Source organism: Paenibacillus sp. BK720 (assembly GCF_011761545.1).
Taxonomy (GTDB): Bacteria; Bacillota; Bacilli; order Paenibacillales; family Paenibacillaceae; genus Pristimantibacillus.
In genome coordinates this window covers 184,656-202,333 of sequence record NZ_JAASRQ010000002.1, presented here as the reverse complement: position 1 = coordinate 202,333, position 17,678 = coordinate 184,656, and the positions used below count along the sequence as shown (strand labels likewise).

Sequence of the window (17,678 nt, the reverse complement as noted above, 5' to 3'; positions counted from 1 at the left end):
CCTCCTCCGGCTAGACCGTCTCTAAGCTGATACGTTCACGGTACCACTCAATCGTTTTAATAAGTCCTTGCTCCAAAGAAACGGATGGTCTATACCCAAGTATAGTCTCTGCCCGAGTCAAATCGGGCTCGCGAGCCGGCATATCCTCATATCCCGGACCATAAGCCTCTGCATAAGATTTGAGTATAATCGGCGATGCAGAGCGGCTCAGCCGAATAATTAACTGCGCAAGCTCAGTGATCGTTACGGAGTGGGTCGAACCGACATTAAAGGACAGACCATCTGCCTCCGGGCTTAACGCGGCGATCGTTCCTCTTACGGTATCGTCCACAAAAGTGAAGCATCTTCGCTGCGTACCGCTCCCGTATACCTCGAGAGGTTCTCCTTTTAACGCGGCAGTGATAAATCTGGCTACGACCCCGCCATACTGCGAATTCGTTTGTCTAGGTCCGTAAGCATTGAAATACCGGAGCACCGTTACCGGAAGTCCTTTCGCAGCATACGCAAAGCACATGTGCTCGTCGATGGATTTAGCTGTTGCATAGCTCCAGCGATGGATGGACGGCGCACCGTAAACGCGGTCCGACATCTCGTTAAACGGCAGCTTTTCGTTTTTCCCGTAAATCTCGGAAGTCGATGCAAATATAACCTTTGTTCGGCTCGGATATGCGAGCTCAAGAATATTACGGGTCCCGTCAATATTGCCCTCAATGACCTTAATGGGATCTTCAACCGTATTTTTCACTCCAAGCACGGCTGCCAAATGATAGACGGTATCTACCTGACTTAAGCATTTCTTCACTAGTTTGCGGTCCAGCACCGAGCCTACGATAAGCCGGTGACGAGGATGATTGAGCAAATGAGCGAGAAACTCCGGCCGTCCGTTCGAGAAATCGTCCAATGTCAAGACTGTGTGACCCTCCGCCAACAAGCATTCCACAAGATGAGAACCAATGAATCCCGCACCGCCTGTTACTAATATTTTCAACGAACTCTCTCCTTAAATTAGGATAATGTTATTTCGGTCCGCAAGTTTGACGGTTGCATTCCTCGTATCCAAGACGATAGGGGTATGAGCCGCAATCAGCTCGTATGGAATATTAGAATGATCCGTCAGAATAAGGGTGCAGTCAAAATTTCTCATATTCCTTGCAGTAAGCGGAATCGAATGGAGGGTTGTTTCGCCGACTTGAAGTTCTTCGACATAGGGGTCGAAGAAGCCGACATGGACGCCTTCCTGCAGCAATTTTTCAATAATAGGCAAAGCTACAGATTCGCGCATATCATTGACGTCTTTTTTATACGTGACTCCAATAATCAGCACGCTGCTGTCCTTGAGCTCTTTCGGCCTCAGGATTTTGGAAACTCTCTCCACGATATAAACGGGCATACTCTCGTTTACATGCGAGCTAAGCTCGATAAAGGGCATATCGATCTGATGCTCTCTCGCCTTCCAAAGCAAATACAAGGGATCCACGGGTATACAATGTCCGCCAATCCCCGGACCCGGATAATACTTGGTAAATCCAAATGGCTTTGTCCCTGCTGCTTCAATAACTTCCCAAAGATTGATATCCAGTTCTTCGCATAGCTTAAGAAGACTGTTCATAAAAGAAATGTTCAGGAATCTCTGGCAGTTCTCCAGCAGCTTTGTCATCTCCGCGGCTCGAGGAGAAGAGACGACAACTATCTTCTCAAATGCGGTGCCATAGACTTCTTTGGCGTACGAAGTACTTGCCGGATTCACTCCGCCTACGACCTTCGGAATTTGGGAAAGCTCCCAGTGCGATCCGGGATCGATTCGTTCCGGCGAATAAGCAAGCAGAAGATCCTTCCCGACCTCCAGTCCCGTGGACTCCAAAAGCGGCTTCAAAATTTCCTCGCTGGTCCCGGGGAAAGTTGAGCTTTCAAGGGCAACAAGCTGACCTCTTCGTAAATGAGGGAGAATGCAGCGTGTGGCGTTTATAACAAATCTCAAATCCGGCTGCATTTGCTCGTCAAGCGGCGTTGGAACACACAGAATGATAACGTCGGCTTTCTCTATCACTTCAAACGAATGGCTGACATGAAAGTTTTTTCCGCTGAAGAGCTCTCGAATATCGTTTCTCTTAAAGTCTGATAAATAGGATTGACGTTTCTGCAGCATTTGAATCTTGCGAATATCGGTATCAATTCCGTATACCGTATTCCCTTTCTGTACAAACAGCTTCGCGAGCGGCAATCCGACATACCCCAGGCCGATTATGGCGATATTATATTTAAGGGCAAGCTCCATCTCTCTCAACTCCTTTAATTCATCCTCTAGCATAATACGCAAATGAATCAGAGACGCATAAGTTAAACGTCTAATAGCTTTGAAAATAGTAGATTATCCCGAATTTGTGGACTAGAAGAGATAATTGCCATGCTTTAGGGGTTGATGTCGGAATTCTATCTATTTTACAGGGCTATTTAATAGGGAGATGCCCGTCCGGAAATACGGCTGAAATAGGTTCGTGTACGTTAACAACGCTTTGGTTGAATCATATACTAATGGGACGACGGACCAATCGGAGGACAAAACATGCGAATATTAATCGCTTGCATGTGGGCACTGCCGCATGCCGGCGGAGTCAATACCTATATCAATCAACTGGTCAAGGGATTGCAAAGCGCGGGACATGAAGTTGATATATTTTCCTCAACAACCGATGCGAAAGGCTTCTATATTCCAAGCAGAAATTTATCGATAGATAAAAGTCGCATCTCCCCTCTCATTGCCCACCAAACGGATCTTTATTTGAATCAACTGCTGCCGGGTATCGATCCTTGGATCAAGCAAGCAGAGGTTGATAGATTGTGCATGGAAGCAGCCGCTTTGTATTTTGGATTGGCTGAATACGATGTCATACACGCGCAGGACATCGTAAGCGCACACGCGATTTCCCGCGTAAAACCTGCACACATCCCCCTTGTCACAACCATTCATGGTTGTCTTACAAAGGAATGGTTCGTTAAATTGAAGGAATTGGGCTTGACTGACCAAAATGTAAACTCTCCCTTGTGGTACTATTCGTCCTTGCGGGAGTATCTTGGCGCAACGGTTAGCGATGTAACGATTTCTCCTTCGCTTTGGTTAAAAAACGAACTGGTCAATGACTTTGCTGTTCCTGAAGAGCGCGTAACGGTTAGTCATTATGGGATAGATATCGAGGAATTTCAGAATAAAATGCTAAGAGAGTCTACGACGATTAAACCCCTTGCGGAGAAAGTATTTATTTGCCCCGCCCGCTTCGATATCGTTAAAGGACACTCCACTCTCATTCATGCTCTGGCCAAACTAAAAGAAGAACGTTCTGACTGGGTTTGCTGGCTGGTTGGCGACGGTTTCCTTCGTGAAGAATTAATTCAACTGACCAATCAGCTTGGTCTGGCAAATCATATTCTCTTCTGGGGACACCGGGAGGACGTGCCCGAAATGATGCAGCAAGCTGATTTTGTCGTTCTGCCCAGCATGCAAGACAATCAGCCGTTTGCCATCATTGAAGCTCAAATCGCAGGTAAGCCGGTCATCACTTCTGATGCCGGAGGCATACCGGAAATGGTTATCCACCTTCAGAACGGGCTGGTATCTCACATGGGGGACCCAGAGCAGCTCTATTCATGCCTTCGAACTGCTCTAGAAGAGCCGGTGCTGTTAAGCGTCATGGCCAACCAAGCCAAAGTGTGGGGGCATAATCATTGGTCATTGTCTACGATGATCACTCGGGTTCTGGAGCTGTACGAGTACGCCCGGAGCAAACATACGGAGGAGCGCCTAGCCTTTGAGGCACAATCTGGGGAACGAGTCATAACAATGGAAGAGGAGGACCGCAAATGGGTTACACCAAAAAAGAGAAAACCGTCAGCTCGAAAAACAAAAAAATACCGAAAAAAAATAAAAGGAAAAAGATAAAAACGTCAAAAAAAAATTCTCCGCCGTTACGCAAACGAAGAAAAAAGCAAGTACCGATTGCTGTTGAAACGCTAAACCTCGCACCTCTCTTTGCTTCGCCGCTTGATCCGGGCTTTACCCTTTCAAAAACGGATGAAGAGGTTTGGAGACGTATTCTGGAAGCTCAACCCAAAGGGTACGTTCTCCCTGACCGCTTTACCTTTCAAAGGCTTAAGCAAATGATGACGCCGTTAGATCCTGCCCCGGAGAAAACGATGGCGCAATGAAAAAAAGAGCAGGCCGTATGGATAAACGGCTTGCTCTTTCTCTTTCTCTTTCTCTTTCTCTTTCTCTTTCTCTTTCTCTTTCTATTTCTATTTCTATTACTATTTCTATTTCTATTTCTGTACTTCTATCTTGCTTCCCGCTCCTGCGGTTTGTATAATTCCTGTTCCTTGCGGTGCAGGTTTTGTCCGTAGTTATCGATCTTGGAATCCAGCCGCTCCAGCGTCTTTGTCATTTCCTCAATCCGTAGACGGAGCTGCTCCCGCTGCTCGATCAGGAGATCCTTCCTTGCCTCCGTCGTATGATCGCCCTGCTGGCACAGATTGACGTATTCGATCAATGCTTCAATCGGAAGACCGGCGCATCTCATGCATTTAATGAATTCAACCCACCTGAGATTATCCTCGGTATACTCCCGGATGCCATTGTTATTGCGATTCACGGACGGGATTAATCCAATACGTTCGTAATAACGGAGCGTATCCTGTGACAGGTCGTACCTGGCGCTTACTTCGGCCATTCTCATACGAATTGTCCCTCCTATTCCCTGATCCATCTAACAACAGTTTACATCGTCGACATATCGATGACAAACCGGTAACGGACATCGCTGCGGAGTACGCGCTTATAAGCTTCATCCACCTGATCGGCGTTGATCCGTTCGATTTGCGGTTTAATGCCATGCTCCGCCGAGAAATCGAGCATCTCCTGCGTCTCGCGGATGCCGCCAACCAGCGAGCCGGCAAGGCTCCGGCGCTGCATAATCAGAGAGAAGGCTCGATAGGAATCCGGTTCGGAAGGCGCGCCTACGTTAACCAGCGTACCGTCAACACGGAGCATCGACAGATACGCATCCACATTCAGATTGGCGGACACGGTATTCAAAATCAGGTCAAACCGGTTAGCCAGCTCTTTGAACGTATCCGGATTGCTTGTTGCCCGGTAATGATCCGCTCCAAACGCAAAGGCTTCTTCCCGCTTGTTCATCGACTGGCTCAGAACGGTCACTTCCGCTCCCAAGGCATGCGCGTATTGCACGGCCAGGTGGCCAAGACCGCCCATGCCGACGATCGCAACTTTTTTGCCGGGACCTGCGTTCCAATGCTTCAGAGGAGAATACGTTGTAATGCCCGCGCATAAAAGCGGACTTGCGACATCAAGCTCCAGGCTGTCCGGAACGCGGACAACAAATCTCTCCGTGACAACAATCTTCTGACTGTAACCGCCATAAGTCGGTTGTCCGTCATAATCGAGTGAATTATAGGTGCTGACTACGCCTTTCGTGCAGAACTGCTCCTCGCCTTGCAGACAATATTCGCATTCCCCGCAGGAATCCACGAAGCAGCCTACGCCGACGCGGTCGCCAACGGCAAACTTGGTCACCGCGGATCCAACCGCTTCGACAACACCCGCGATTTCATGCCCGGGAACGAGCGGAAAGATCGCTTCGCCCCATTCGCCAAAGGCCGTATGAATATCCGAATGGCAAATACCGCTGAATTTGATATCAATTAGAACATCGTCGGGACGCAATGCCCTCCGTTCGATCGTTGTTTTTTCAAAGGGCGCCTTCGCGCTTGCCACACTGAGTACATGAGACGTGCACATGGTTTATCTACTCCTTCTCTGTTCAGATTGACTGTATCGTTTTCGAATACAGAAGGAGTATATATGCTGGAGTGGACTCCAAGTCAAGCCTTACTCAAGTCCCGGCCACCTTTTCCCTTTAAAATCCTTCGGCGTAACGCCAACCATTTTCTTGAACAGCTTGTTGAAATAAACGGGATCATGGTAGCCGACAAGCTGCGCAACCTCGTAATTTCGCAGGGAAGGCTCCTCGCTAAGCAGCTCCTTGGCCTTCTCAATCCGAAGGTGAATCAAATAGTCCGTGATCGTCATGTTCGTCTGATTTTTAAACAGCCGGCTCAGGTAGTTACCGTTCATTCCGACTATGTCGGCAAGCTTATCAAGCTCAAAGGGTTCTCCGTACGACTGCTTTAACGTTTCTTTGACCATTTCGACCGCGTGATGCTCCCGTTCCCGCGATTTCTCGGGTGCCGGCTCCGAGGATTTAAGCTTGCGCTCGATTTCCTGAAGCACGGCTTCGAGCTGCGATTTGACGATCGGCTTAAGCAGGTAATCCTTTACGCCGCTGCGCAAGGCAGCTCTTACATAATCAAACTCCTCAAAGCCGCTCAACACGATGATATCAACGCCGGATCCGGTCTGCCGGATGTTCTTGATTAATTGAATCCCGTCCATTCGGGGCATTTTGATATCCGTAATGACAAGGTCGAGCCCTTGTCCGCATAAGCTCTCGAACTGCTCCCAAGCCGCTTGTCCGTTCGAGAATGTACCGATCACTTCGATTCCGGGGTTCAGCTTGGACAAGATTTTAACCAGCCCCAGACGAATAACGTCTTCATCATCGACAATCATGGCCTTCATGCCTATACACCTTCTTCGAGTCGTTAACGTTTGTTATGGTTTAATCCCTTGAATAGACTGGCGATAAACCAAATCGCCAAGTATCATGAGCTTCTCAAGCGGCTCCTCCGGCCGTTCGATCCTCTCCAGCAGCTTATCTACCGCACGGATTCCAAGCCACTCCTTCGGTACGTTTACGGTCGTAATCGGAGGGTAATGCCTGGCGGCATCTTCAATATTGTCAAATCCGGTTAAAGAGAAATCGCCGGGCGCCTCCATCCCCAGTTCTTTCGCAGCCCTATGCGCGTCAATGGCGATGGAGTCATTGGCGCATACCAGTGCCGTCGGAAGCAGCCGCTGCTTCTTGCGGCGGGTCAGCCAGGCTTTGATCGGCTCATCGAAATGCTCCATAGCCGCCAGATCGGTCAGATGATCATGTCCGTCCCAAAGCTCAAACTCCTCCATCGCATGCCGGAATCCGTTCCAGCGCTCGAAAAAGCTGCGGGAATATCGTATATTCCCGATAAAGCCAATACTGCGGTGACCAATGCCGATCAGATGCTTTGTCAACCGATACATGCAATCGTAATTATTCGCGTAGACCGTGTCTGTCGGAATCAGCATGTCCTCATGGTCAACGAGCACCATGGGGATACCAAGACGGTGTATCTCGAGCAGCATGGAAGAAGCAATCTCGCCAACCCCAATCATGCCGAGCAGTCCTTCCGGCTTCAAAAGCTGCAGGAAGCCTTCTACCTTCTGCTCCATAACGATGACGCTGCCTATTTCTTTTTCCTCCAGCCGGCTCGCAATGCCGTCCAGAATGCGTCCCCAATAGACGGAATCCCTTGTCTGAAACCTGATATTCGGCATAAGCACAAGCACGGATTGCCTCACTCCGGTTTCCGGGAGCCTGCCGTCCTCGTGTCCCGTCTTGCCCGCCTTGACATAACCGCTGTTCTGAGCGAAATAGCCAAGCTGCGAAGCAACTCCGATAACCCGTTCCTTAGTCGCTTCACTGACGCCTCCTTTACCGGAGAGAGCCTTGGAAACGACATATTTGGATACCCCCAGATGATCCGCGATTTGCTGCATGGTCACTTTTTTCGTCACTATCGTCTTCCCCCGTCGCTATATTCCGTTAATCCCTTATCCTCGTAACCGCCAATGGGCAGCTTCAGGACAACCTCCGTACCGCCTTGCAATCTTTCCAGCACCTGTAAGCCGTAATGGGCTCCGCAGTGCAGCTTGATTCGTTCGTTTACATTCCGCAGGCCGATCCCGCCACGGCCGGTTGCACGGACAGGCTGCAGGTTGAGAAAGGCCTGATTTAACCGCTCCCTCGTTTCGGGCGGAATGCCCAAGCCATCGTCCAGGATACGCACCAGCAGGCTCTGATCGGAACTGGCAATCAGAATTTCAATATTCATTACCGGCTTCGAATCGTCAAACCCGTGTTGTATCGCATTTTCGACAATTGGCTGCAATAGCAGTCTCAGCGTCGGAATTTCAAGAAAAGGCTGATTCTCTTCCAAATGGAGGTGAAGCCGGAACCGGTTCGGATACCTGTAGTTAAGCATCTCGACATAATGCTTGACATGCTCAAGCTCCGCTCTAACGGTTGTCCTCTCTCGCACATCGCCAATGCTGTAACGCAGCAGCTGACCGAATTCCGTCAGCATATCGGCGACCGCTTCATCGTCATTCAGCTCCGCAAACATCCGAATCGTCTCCAGCGTATTGTACATGAAATGCGGATTAATCTGATTCTGAAGCGCGTGAATCTCCGCTTCGTTCTTTTTCGCTTCGATCTCGTAAATGTCTTTGATCAAATGGTCGATTCTTACGATCATGCGGTTAAACTGAAGGCCGAGCTGCCCGATTTCGTCCCTGTGCCGGATCGGAAACTGTACGCTCAGGTCCCCCTCCTGAACCTTGCGCATCAGCCTCATCATTTTCCTCAGAGGCTTCGTCAAGGCGATGGAGAGCAGAATAGAGATAAGAAGCGCAATCCCGATGATGGCGAACGTAGCTGCCCAAGTCGTGTTCCGGGTACGGATCGAGTCCTTGTTCATCTCCTTCTCCGGAATGAGGACAAACCACTTCCAGTGCGTATCGGCCGAGGTTGTGTAAATAACGAGCTGCCGCTGCCCGTCAATATCGGCGTAGAAATGTCCGTTTTTCTCGCTATGCTCGGCGACCTTGCCAGCGATATCGCGGGCGCTGTGATTGTTATCGCTGTCATAAATCAAGCTGCCCCGATCATCCATGATCAACGCGTTGCCGTGCGTCAGCTTATTCATTTCGACAATTTGATCCTCAATGACGCGGAAATCGGTGTCCACCGCAATAAGCCCGATCGGCGTGAGCGAAATGTCGTCGAGAATTTTGCGCACGACGGTCAAAGCGTTCTTGTTGCTGTTCAGCGTGCTGACGTAAGTCTCGGTCCCGAGGAGCAGCGCTTCCCCGCTTGATTGATCGGAAAGGCTTTTCCACCGCCGGTAGCTCTCCTCCAGATTGCTCCGCACGGAGCCGGTCTCCGTCGAATAATAGCCGTTGCCATACGCATCAAAGATATAAACGACATTCGCGCCTCTTTTTATGTTATTGATAAACTTTACCGAGGACTGGATTCCCCGCTGAATTTGGAGCAGCTGATTGATGTCGTTCCCCGCCGACTGTCCTTCGCCGTTCTTGCGCAGCCGTTCATAGTAGGTGTTGGAGCGGATCAGATTTTGCTTGATCTCCGCCTGATAAGCCGGAATAGAGGATACGCGCATCATATCCTCTACGTAGTCATCCATTCGTTCCATCATGGCAATCATCAAATTGTTGGAATAGGACACGGTTGTATTCTCGATAGAGCCTGAATAGTTGGAATAAGAGATGTAACCGATAAAAGCCAGCGGCAAAGAGATGACGACCAGAAACACGGTCAGCAGCTTGCGCTCCATCGGCATGTCCGTCACCTTGGACCATACCGCCCCGGCCCATTGTTTCGCGTTCATCATGCTAGTCTTACCACCCTCAACTGATATACCCAAACATTATACGACAATCCGTTAGCAATCGCATGTTTTTGTTATGACGGGTTAGTAAAGTTAGCTAACTCCCCTAACAAGCTTAGGAATGGGCAAAAGAGACCTCCCGCCTGTCCGTTTGGACGGCGGGATGCCTCTTTCCCTTGTTATTGCAACGAAATTTGACGCAGATGGAGCTTGGCGGAAGCTCCGCTGCTGCCGAGCTCCTCCAGCTTAATGCCAATCACCTTGATATGCTTCAGATCGACGCCCGCGACCTGAGCAGCGTCCTTGAGGGAAAGGGTGAGCGGTGTATAATCCGCGGCGCTGACGGCTGACGGGGCGCCGCTGTCCACCCACGTCCAGCCGCTTCCGCTCTTGATGAAAATACGCGCTTTAGCCGATCCCTCGCTTAATCTAACTGCCGCGGTAAGGGAATTCTTTCCCGTCAAATTAAGCGCCGACGGGTTTATCGTGAGTTCAAACTCCTCGTTCCAGGCATGAGTTGCCGGATTCTGACCCGTATTTACAAGCGGGAAATCAACGGTCAGCGTTCCTTCCTCTTCATCGAAGCCTATGTCCTTGGCGCTCGCCGTATTGTTTTCCAGCCTCCAATCGGTCACATCGCCGGCCGCTTGGAACGAATACAGCAGCCCGGTTGGCGTTCCCGGCTGCTCCGCCGCGCCGGGAAGCTCGGGAAGCCCCGCTGCGCTCACCGCTCGAATCTCGTCAAAGCCCAGCGAGCCGCTATGGCTGCCGCCGTCCATTGCATTGATATAAAGGTTGAAGCTCGTGACGCTCTTTAGCGCTTCCTTCGTGATCGGTCCTCCAGAGCTCCAAGGCGCGACGGCAAAATCCGCAAACGGAATCGTCAGGCTGTATTCCTCAGACGGCGCTAGAGCCGGATAAGCTTCATACGCCGTGCCGTTGATCATAAGCTGCACCACAAGCTTCAGCGGCTTGCCGTCTTTGGCAAAGGCGCCGGCGTCGTCGGTTTTGATCCATAACGACAGCGCATTGTCGCCGCTCCAATCAACCGTGCCAAGGCTCTTGCCGACACCGGTATAGCCCGCTGTGCCAACCGCATATTCCAGCTTCATGCCATATTCGCCGGCCGACTTGGCCTCCCCGCTTAAGGAAACGCGGATATCATCGCCGCCTGCCTTCGGATATTTGGCTTTAAGCGCGTCGCCGGCGCCCCCGTATCCTTCGTAATCGTCAATAAGGCCGGTATCCCGAACCGGGGCGGCATACGTATTGTACAAGCCGATTTCATCAATCAGGACCGTGATTGGCCCGGAAGCGGAGAGCCCGCTTCCCACAAGCGATACCGCGAGCCCCGATGCCTGCGCCGCCGCGGCTTCGCTATTCAGGTCGATAACCGCCTCATATCGGTAATATACCGTTCCGTTTACGGTAATCGGCTCCAATTCCGAGAGCGAACGTTTCGCGGCATTGCCGCCATACTTGGTTCCCCAATCCTCCGGGTACATCGCAACGGCCTGCACCGCCCCATCTTGGCCTAGCGCAGACGGAAGCAATGCGGACAGCTTTAACCGTTTCACCCGGGACAGGTTAACGCCGCGAAGCCCATCGCCCGTCAGCTGCAGCTTCAGCTCCTGCCAAGTATCGCCGGCTGCAAGACCGCGGGATACGGTTAGACCAAGCATGCCTTTCCCGTCCAACGCTTTATGCTCGAGCGCCATTTCGATGGAGGACGGGTACGTACCGTTATTTTGAACATCGGACATATCGCCCTCTTGTTCAAAGGTGAAACGCTTTACATCAAGCTCGGGCACTTTGACAAATACCGAGATCGTCTGTTCAAGCTTTGCCCCGCCCGGCAGATAGGCATGAACCGTTATCAAGGCCGATTTGCCGTTTAATGACGCTTCGGGCAGCCATGCGCCTGCATAGTAACCGTCCCCGTCCAGCTTCATTTCCGCCTCGGTACCGCTGTCCCCGGCCGTGTAGGTTACTTTAGCCGGCGCTGCATGGATAACCTTTGCCCGGATTACGGCAGGCGCCTCGGTTACGGTGCCTACGTTCGTCGGCGAGACAATATGCAGAAAAGGCCGCTCCTCTGCCGTCTGCAGCGTCCTGCCGTAAACATTATCGCTTCGGATATCCCTTGCGAAAGCCGTATACGGATCATCGTAGTAGCGGATAAAATCCTGCAGCAGCTCGTGATTGCCTTTGCCGGCTGCATCCTTGTACGGGACGAACAGGTTATTGCCCTCGCCGAAGTTGGCCCAGGTCAGCATATAGGCAATTCTCTTGGCATCCGGATCGTTCTTGATCGCATTCATCACCTTGGTGAACCATTGAAGCTCGTTATTGCCGGTCGTCTTCATCCCCTGCGCACTGTAGCCATATTCCGAGAGCGTCGCGATTTTCCCTTTGCGGTCCGCCAAGCGCGAGATCATCCTCAGATCTTTGACCAATCCGCCAAGAAAGGCATTGCCGCCCGCGTTATCCTTGTTATCGTATTGGTCCATTCCGAGAATATCGACGTACTCGTCTCCCGGATAGGTTGTCAAATATTCGTCCTCGTTGCCGTTAAACGGTCCGTTAGGGGAATACACGTACAGGAAGTTGCGGACATGACGCGCATCGCGCAAATATTCAACGGTGTAACGGTACAGCTCCGCATATTCCGCCTTGGCAGTTGTGGAAGCCCCCCACCAGAACCAGCTGCCGTTCTGCTCGTGGAAAGGCCGGAACAGTACCGGAATCAGACGTCCTCGGTCATCCTTGAGCCCATTTGCCAGAGCCGCAATCCGGTCCAGGTAATGCTTGAACTCCCCGTTCTTGTCTCCTCCGGGAAGAATCCGCGTGACTACGGACTCAGCCGCGCCAACCGAATTGCCGGTATCGTTGAAATTTCCGCCGGTTACGAAATTGTACGGATGCGTGCTGAGCGTTACGATGCCGCCAAGCGCATACGCCCTTTTCATGGCTGCCGATAGCCCGGCCCGGCTCGCCTCAGCATCGCCTGCTACGCCCGGAGGATTCTCCCGGCCCTCCAGGCTCAAAGTATCCCAGCCAAAAACAGCCGGATAGTCGCCAACATCATTGTTTACATCCGAGATAATATTTCCGTCACCGTCTTTTCCGGCGATGGAGACCGTTGTGTCATGCTGATGGCCGAATAGCACTTCTTTCCCCCGCGTATCCTGTAAAAAAGCAAAGAGCGACTTCGTTTCGCCGGTAGCGTCCGCGTCTACCAGATTTGCGGTTGCCGCGGCTGTTCCCGGAGCGCTTCCCGTCCCCGTTAACGTGCCGGACAGCAGCTTGCCGTTTTTCCATGCATATGAACCTGCCGCGGTAATCGTCTGGCCGTTTATAACGGCATTGCCGCCCAGAAGGTTAATCGTTACCTCACCCGTCGTCGCTTGCAGGGTCAGCGTTGAGCCCGATGCCTCGGTGCCAATCGTAATCGAATGTACCGTTGATTCGCCGTCCACCACGATTTCGCCAGCCGAATTCAACGACAAGCTTTGAACAGCCGAATCGCCCGATACAACGACTCGAACTTTCCCTTCCGCGCGGTTTACGATCAATCCGGAGAGCGTTGCCTGTCCAATATGCACGGAGTGATCGCCCCCGCCCGAAATAAAAGTATTGCCTTTTACTTGTACGGCTTCGAGCGATGCTTCACCGTCCGCAATTCCCGGCGCAAGGTACAGGTTGCCGGAGATTGCGGCGTTCTTAAGCATTACTCCGGGCTGATTGATGATGACGTGGCTCTCCAGCTTGCCGCCGGAAACCGTTCCCGCCTCCTGGTACAGCTGGCCGACCAACCGGTCGATGACGGTGACAAGCTCCGCGCGCGTCATCTCCGCGTTTGGCCGGAAGGTACCGTCGGCATAGCCCTTCAAAGTACCGCCAAGCGCCAGGACCGGCCCGCGTGCATACGCGCTGATTTGAGCCGAATCGGCAAACGGCAATTGGCCGGTTGGCTCTGGCGCGCTTAGCTCGAGCACTCTCGCGAGAAAGACCGCCGCATCCTCCCGGGTAACGGCAGCGGACGCTTTGGACAAATTGCCCGGAACCCCCTCATAGTAGCCTGCCTTGCGGGCAATGCTCAGCGCATCGGCATACCACGCTCCGCCGGGGATATCCGCAAATGTATTGCCAGACTTGGCATAATAGCCGAACAGGCGGTTAAGGATCGTTGCCAGTTCCGCGCGCGTCACTTTGTCGTCCGGATGCAAAGAGCCGTCCGCAAAGCCTTTAATGACGCCATACCCCGCCCACCTGGACAAGGCACCGGAAGCCCAGTGCCCCCCCTCTTGCACGACAGCCTGGAGCGGTACGGAATAAGAGGATTTCAGAGGCAAGCCTGCCGCCTGAATCGTTCCCTGAAACAAAAGTGCTGCCGATAACGCCGCAGCCATTAGCGCGGTGGACCTGTTCTTCGCCTTGTTCAAGCTTGTTCACTCTCCATGGACAGATTGGGTTAAAGCGCTTTCAATTTAATCAAACCACGAAGCTGCCTGCTGCTGTATAGCGGATAGAGAGAACGTAATCGTCCCCTCTATCCTCATATGTCCATGCTTTCTATTTGACAGCCCCGTTCGTAACGCCGGCGAAAATATAACGCTGCAAGAACACGTACATAATCGCGGTTGGGATCATAATAATGAGAATCGCGGAAGAAACCATCTGCCAGTCCCCGCTATTGACTCCAAAGAACCGCATTAAAGACGTCGAAACAACAACGTTTTCCGAGCCCGGCAAGTAAAGGAACGGCGTATACATGTCGTTATAGATGGCTATCGTCTTCAGAATGACAATCGTTGCCGTTGCCGGCCCAAGCAGCGGGAAGATGACGGAAAAGAAGATTTTGAACAGGGATGCCCCCTCCATCATGGACGCTTCGTCCAAATCATAAGGAATGTTGCGAATGAACTGCAGATAAATATAAATTTGCAAAATATCCGCGCCGACATAGAGCAGCACGGGGCCCATCAAATGATTGGTCAGATCGAGTCCTTGAATCGTCTTGTAGTTAATCACCTGGGTTGTTATTTGCGGAATGATGGTCGCGAACAAAAACAGTCCGATGAGCGGCCCCTGCAGCTTGAATTGAAAACGGGATACCGCATAACAAAAAGCGGAGCCGAGCAGCACGTTCAGAACAAGCGTGGTACCCAGGATGATAAGCGTATTGCCGAACGCTCTTCCCATATCGGCCTGCATGAAGGCCTCGCCAAAATTCCGGAAATTCAGGAAGCTGTCAGGAAGCGCCATGGCCGATTTGGTCAAATATTCATCGGGAGTCTTGAATGCGTTCGCCACAATGATATAAGGCGGGAATAATACGATAAAAGCTGCGATCAGCAGGGATACATATTTGGTAACGGTCCAGACCGGATTTTCTCGTATCACGATCAATCCCTCCCTTTGTTCAAGAAGTATCTTTGGATGGAAAGCACAAGAACAACGCCCAGCAACAAAACTACGCTCATCGCCGATGCAAGTCCGTAATTATTGAACTGGAAGGCGGTCTCGATAATTTTCATAACAAAGGTTTGACTCGCTCCCGCAGGTCCGCCGTTCGTCAGCACAAACGGTAGATCGAATACCTCCAGAGCGCCGGTCACGGTCAGGAACAAGTTCAATTCAATAATTTTGTATATATTAGGAACCGTGATGAACCGGAATTTTTGCCAATGGTTTGCGCCGTCTATAGATGCCGCTTCATACAAGTCGGAAGGAATCGACTGGAGAGCGGCCAAATAAATAACCATATTAAACCCCATAAACCGCCAAAATCCGATGGATGCAAGCGTATAATTCACAAACCCTTCCGAACCGAGCCAGCTTGTCTCCGAGCCTAGTCCCAGTTTGCCAAGCAAATAATTAAGCGAGCCTTCCGTCGTATCAAATACATAACCGAACAAATAAGCTACCGCTACGCCGTTGAGGATGTAAGGCAGGAATAGGAGCAGGCGGTAAAAATATCTGCCTTTCAGCTTTCCGTTCAAAATAATGGCGAAATAGATCGCGGCGATATTTTGTACAATTCCCACCACGAAATAGGCAATGTTATGCTTGAACACGCCGAATATTTCCGGATTCGTGAAGACCTCCTTGTAATTCCTAAGCCCAATCCATTCTTTGTCCGCGCTCATGCCGTCCCAATTGGTGAAGCTGAGCCTTACGAGCTCGAGAGCCGGATAATAAGAGAACGTCAAGAGCAGCAGGAGAGGCAGCGTGACAAACAATATAATAATGATCTTTTTCTGTGTTCCAAAAGGAAGCCTGCTGAGCATGGTATCCCTTCCTCTCCCTTGTCTAGTCGGCCGGATATCTGGATCCGGCATGCATGGTGTATGCCCCGGGAGCGGCAGGATGCATACAATTCCCCCGCTCCCGAGACGTCAAGCCTTGCTGCTTATTTAACTGCCGATTTTCTTGCGTTTGCCCACAGCTTGTTGTATTTATCAAGCACGGTTTGCGGATTCTTCGACAGAACAAACTCCTGAACCATGCTGTTCTGATCGATTTGCGCCGCATTTTGGATCGAAGTGGCCGTATCGTTCGGCGGGCCAAGCTCAATGTATTGCGGGTTATAGCTGTTGAATTCAGCCAGCTGGGAAAGCTTAGGCTCTTTGGATTTCAAGGTCGGAATGAAGCCCGCAAAATCCTCGTAACCGGACTCCTCAATCATCCATTTCACAAAAGCTTTCGCCGCGGCCACGTTGCCGTCTTTATTCACCGCATAGAACCAGTCCGGGTTAAGCGGAGCCTTAAACGTGCCGGAATTGTCGACCGGGAACGGGAAGAAGCCGATATCCTCCGAAGCTGCACCATTGTCGATAACCTGGTTAATAACCCAGTTGCCAAGCAGATACATGCCCGATTTGCCTTGGGCGACATCCTTCTTCGATTTCTCCCAGTTTGTCGATTTAATGTCCTTCTCCAGCAGGTCCTTCTCGTGCATCGTGCGAAGAATCGACCAGGATTGGCCGTATACGCCGTCCATCGTGTATGGCGCGTCGCTGTCCGCGCGTTTGTTTTGGTGGTCGGAAGCTCCGCCAGCCATGGTTGGAACGTCGTAAATCCAAGCGTCAAGCGGCCATTTGTCCTTGAAGTTGGAAGCCAGCGGCACGATTCCCGCATCCTTCAGCTTTTGCGCCGCTGCATAAAATTCGTCAAGCGTTTTTGGCACCTCCGCGATGCCAGCTTTCTCAAACGCCTTTTTGTTGTAGACAACTCCCACCGTGCTGTTGCCGGACGAAATACCGTACATCTTGCCTTCAAACGCTTTCAAATCCTTGAAACGAATCTCGTCCGAGAACTTAATGTCGTCAAGCGGCGCGAAATATTTCGGGAAATCGGAGTTTGGAATGCCCGGTCCGATCAGAATAACGTCCGGGAACTTGCCGGAGGCGATCCGGATTTTGGCGTTTTTCTCATAGTCCGTAATTCCCTCGAACTCAACCGTTACGCCGGGATACTTCTCCTCGAATCTTTTCTTGTAGTCGTTAAATTCTTTCCCGATCATGTCGGTACGCTGCGTTAAGAAGACGACTTTCCCTTTGATCTCTTCGGTAGCGCCGTTCGCATCGGATGCTGCCGGCGTCGCTTCCGCAGCGCTGTTTGAAGGCTTCACATTTGTGCTGCTGTTGCTATTGCTGCTGTTGTTTCCGCCGCACGCCGCCAAAGTTGTTAGCATAACTGCACTAGTCAACAATAACAATGACTTCTTTTTCATTCGCAATTCCCCCTGAAAATGTTTTTGGTACCGCTTGCATTTCGAGTATATAACCATCTCCCGGATAATAAAATGGTCTGTATTATCTTTTCTGGTCTTAAAAACACTTTGGGCAAAATGACTCCTCCTGTTTGCCAGAACCGCTATATTTTGCCGTTTTTATCTTGTTTCATATAAATATCAGGCGCTCTCGGCCTAGTATCGGGATCCTAAGCATTTTTTCCCGCAAGCTATTGCCAAACAGCAATTGATGTTGTTAACTTATGATAACAAATCATTATTTTTGTTATGCTAACAACATTTATTC

General features: G+C 51.1%; 13 protein-coding genes. 2 read left to right on the top strand and 11 right to left on the bottom strand.

Annotated features, from left to right (window positions below):
• Nucleotides 1–10: 10 nt before the first annotated feature.
• Nucleotides 11–988 carry an NAD-dependent epimerase/dehydratase family protein gene (locus tag FHT67_RS07870; RefSeq protein WP_167197207.1) on the bottom strand — a complete coding sequence of 326 codons (978 nt, stop codon included), beginning with the start codon at nucleotides 986–988 and terminating at the stop codon, nucleotides 11–13.
• Nucleotides 989–1,000: 12 nt separating this feature from the next.
• Nucleotides 1,001–2,275 carry a nucleotide sugar dehydrogenase gene (locus FHT67_RS07865; RefSeq protein WP_132306872.1) on the bottom strand — a complete coding sequence of 425 codons (1,275 nt, stop codon included), beginning with the start codon at nucleotides 2,273–2,275 and terminating at the stop codon, nucleotides 1,001–1,003.
• A gap of 288 nt (nucleotides 2,276–2,563) precedes the next feature.
• Between FHT67_RS07865 and FHT67_RS07860 the strand changes: the two genes are divergently transcribed.
• Together FHT67_RS07860 and FHT67_RS07855 are read left to right on the top strand one after the other, a co-directional pair.
• A complete protein-coding gene (locus tag FHT67_RS07860) occupies nucleotides 2,564–3,934 on the top strand; it encodes a glycosyltransferase family 4 protein (RefSeq protein ID WP_167197203.1) in 1,371 nt (456 codons plus the stop codon).
• Nucleotides 3,856–4,200 (top strand): hypothetical protein, encoded by a 345-nt coding sequence (locus FHT67_RS07855; RefSeq protein WP_132306876.1) that lies wholly within the window; start codon nucleotides 3,856–3,858, stop codon nucleotides 4,198–4,200. The genes FHT67_RS07860 and FHT67_RS07855 overlap by 79 nt, the downstream gene beginning before the upstream one ends.
• Before the next feature lie 125 nt (nucleotides 4,201–4,325).
• Here the strand turns inward: FHT67_RS07855 and FHT67_RS07850 are convergent, their stop codons facing one another.
• The 9 genes from FHT67_RS07850 to FHT67_RS07810 all read right to left on the bottom strand — a co-directional run bounded on the left by FHT67_RS07850 (nucleotide 4,326) and on the right by FHT67_RS07810 (nucleotide 17,371).
• Nucleotides 4,326–4,724, bottom strand: a complete 399-nt coding sequence (locus tag FHT67_RS07850; RefSeq protein ID WP_132306878.1) for a MerR family transcriptional regulator — start codon at nucleotides 4,722–4,724, stop codon at nucleotides 4,326–4,328.
• Nucleotides 4,725–4,765: 41 nt separating this feature from the next.
• Nucleotides 4,766–5,806: an NAD(P)-dependent alcohol dehydrogenase gene (locus FHT67_RS07845; RefSeq protein WP_132306880.1), complete on the bottom strand. Its 1,041-nt coding sequence runs from the start codon at nucleotides 5,804–5,806 to the stop codon at nucleotides 4,766–4,768.
• 90 nt (nucleotides 5,807–5,896) lie between these two features.
• Nucleotides 5,897–6,646, bottom strand: coding sequence for a response regulator transcription factor (locus FHT67_RS07840; RefSeq protein ID WP_167197200.1), 750 nt, complete (start codon nucleotides 6,644–6,646; stop codon nucleotides 5,897–5,899).
• 33 nt (nucleotides 6,647–6,679) lie between these two features.
• Entirely contained in the window at nucleotides 6,680–7,738 is a 1,059-nt protein-coding gene (locus tag FHT67_RS07835; protein ID WP_167197197.1) for a substrate-binding domain-containing protein, read from the bottom strand.
• On the bottom strand, nucleotides 7,738–9,636 hold the full coding sequence (locus FHT67_RS07830) for a cache domain-containing sensor histidine kinase (RefSeq protein ID WP_243867032.1): 1,899 nt from the start codon (nucleotides 9,634–9,636) through the stop codon (nucleotides 7,738–7,740). Before FHT67_RS07830 ends, FHT67_RS07835 begins: the two co-directional genes overlap by 1 nt.
• A gap of 176 nt (nucleotides 9,637–9,812) precedes the next feature.
• Entirely contained in the window at nucleotides 9,813–14,078 is a 4,266-nt protein-coding gene (locus tag FHT67_RS07825; RefSeq protein ID WP_167197194.1) for a glycosyl hydrolase, read from the bottom strand.
• 130 nt (nucleotides 14,079–14,208) lie between these two features.
• Nucleotides 14,209–15,039: an ABC transporter permease subunit gene (locus FHT67_RS07820; RefSeq protein ID WP_167197191.1), complete on the bottom strand. Its 831-nt coding sequence runs from the start codon at nucleotides 15,037–15,039 to the stop codon at nucleotides 14,209–14,211.
• A gap of 2 nt (nucleotides 15,040–15,041) precedes the next feature.
• Nucleotides 15,042–15,926 carry a carbohydrate ABC transporter permease gene (locus tag FHT67_RS07815; RefSeq protein ID WP_167197188.1) on the bottom strand — a complete coding sequence of 295 codons (885 nt, stop codon included), beginning with the start codon at nucleotides 15,924–15,926 and terminating at the stop codon, nucleotides 15,042–15,044.
• A gap of 122 nt (nucleotides 15,927–16,048) precedes the next feature.
• Nucleotides 16,049–17,371: an ABC transporter substrate-binding protein gene (locus FHT67_RS07810; RefSeq protein ID WP_167197185.1), complete on the bottom strand. Its 1,323-nt coding sequence runs from the start codon at nucleotides 17,369–17,371 to the stop codon at nucleotides 16,049–16,051.
• Nucleotides 17,372–17,678 lie beyond the last annotated feature (307 nt).

What these genes read in the sequence shown, in the direction of transcription:
- FHT67_RS07810 (WP_167197185.1), bottom strand. Translation starts at nt 17,371, where the DNA reads ATGAAAAAGAAGTCATTGTTATTGTTGACTAGTGCAGTTATGCTAACA.
- FHT67_RS07840 (WP_167197200.1), bottom strand. Translation starts at nt 6,646, where the DNA reads ATGAAGGCCATGATTGTCGATGATGAAGACGTTATTCGTCTGGGGCTG.
- FHT67_RS07860 (WP_167197203.1), top strand. Translation starts at nt 2,564, where the DNA reads ATGCGAATATTAATCGCTTGCATGTGGGCACTGCCGCATGCCGGCGGA.
- FHT67_RS07865 (WP_132306872.1), bottom strand. Translation starts at nt 2,275, where the DNA reads ATGGAGCTTGCCCTTAAATATAATATCGCCATAATCGGCCTGGGGTAT.
- FHT67_RS07815 (WP_167197188.1), bottom strand. Translation starts at nt 15,926, where the DNA reads ATGCTCAGCAGGCTTCCTTTTGGAACACAGAAAAAGATCATTATTATA.
- FHT67_RS07855 (WP_132306876.1), top strand. Translation starts at nt 3,856, where the DNA reads ATGGGTTACACCAAAAAAGAGAAAACCGTCAGCTCGAAAAACAAAAAA.
- FHT67_RS07850 (WP_132306878.1), bottom strand. Translation starts at nt 4,724, where the DNA reads ATGAGAATGGCCGAAGTAAGCGCCAGGTACGACCTGTCACAGGATACG.
- FHT67_RS07845 (WP_132306880.1), bottom strand. Translation starts at nt 5,806, where the DNA reads ATGTGCACGTCTCATGTACTCAGTGTGGCAAGCGCGAAGGCGCCCTTT.
- FHT67_RS07830 (WP_243867032.1), bottom strand. Translation starts at nt 9,636, where the DNA reads ATGATGAACGCGAAACAATGGGCCGGGGCGGTATGGTCCAAGGTGACG.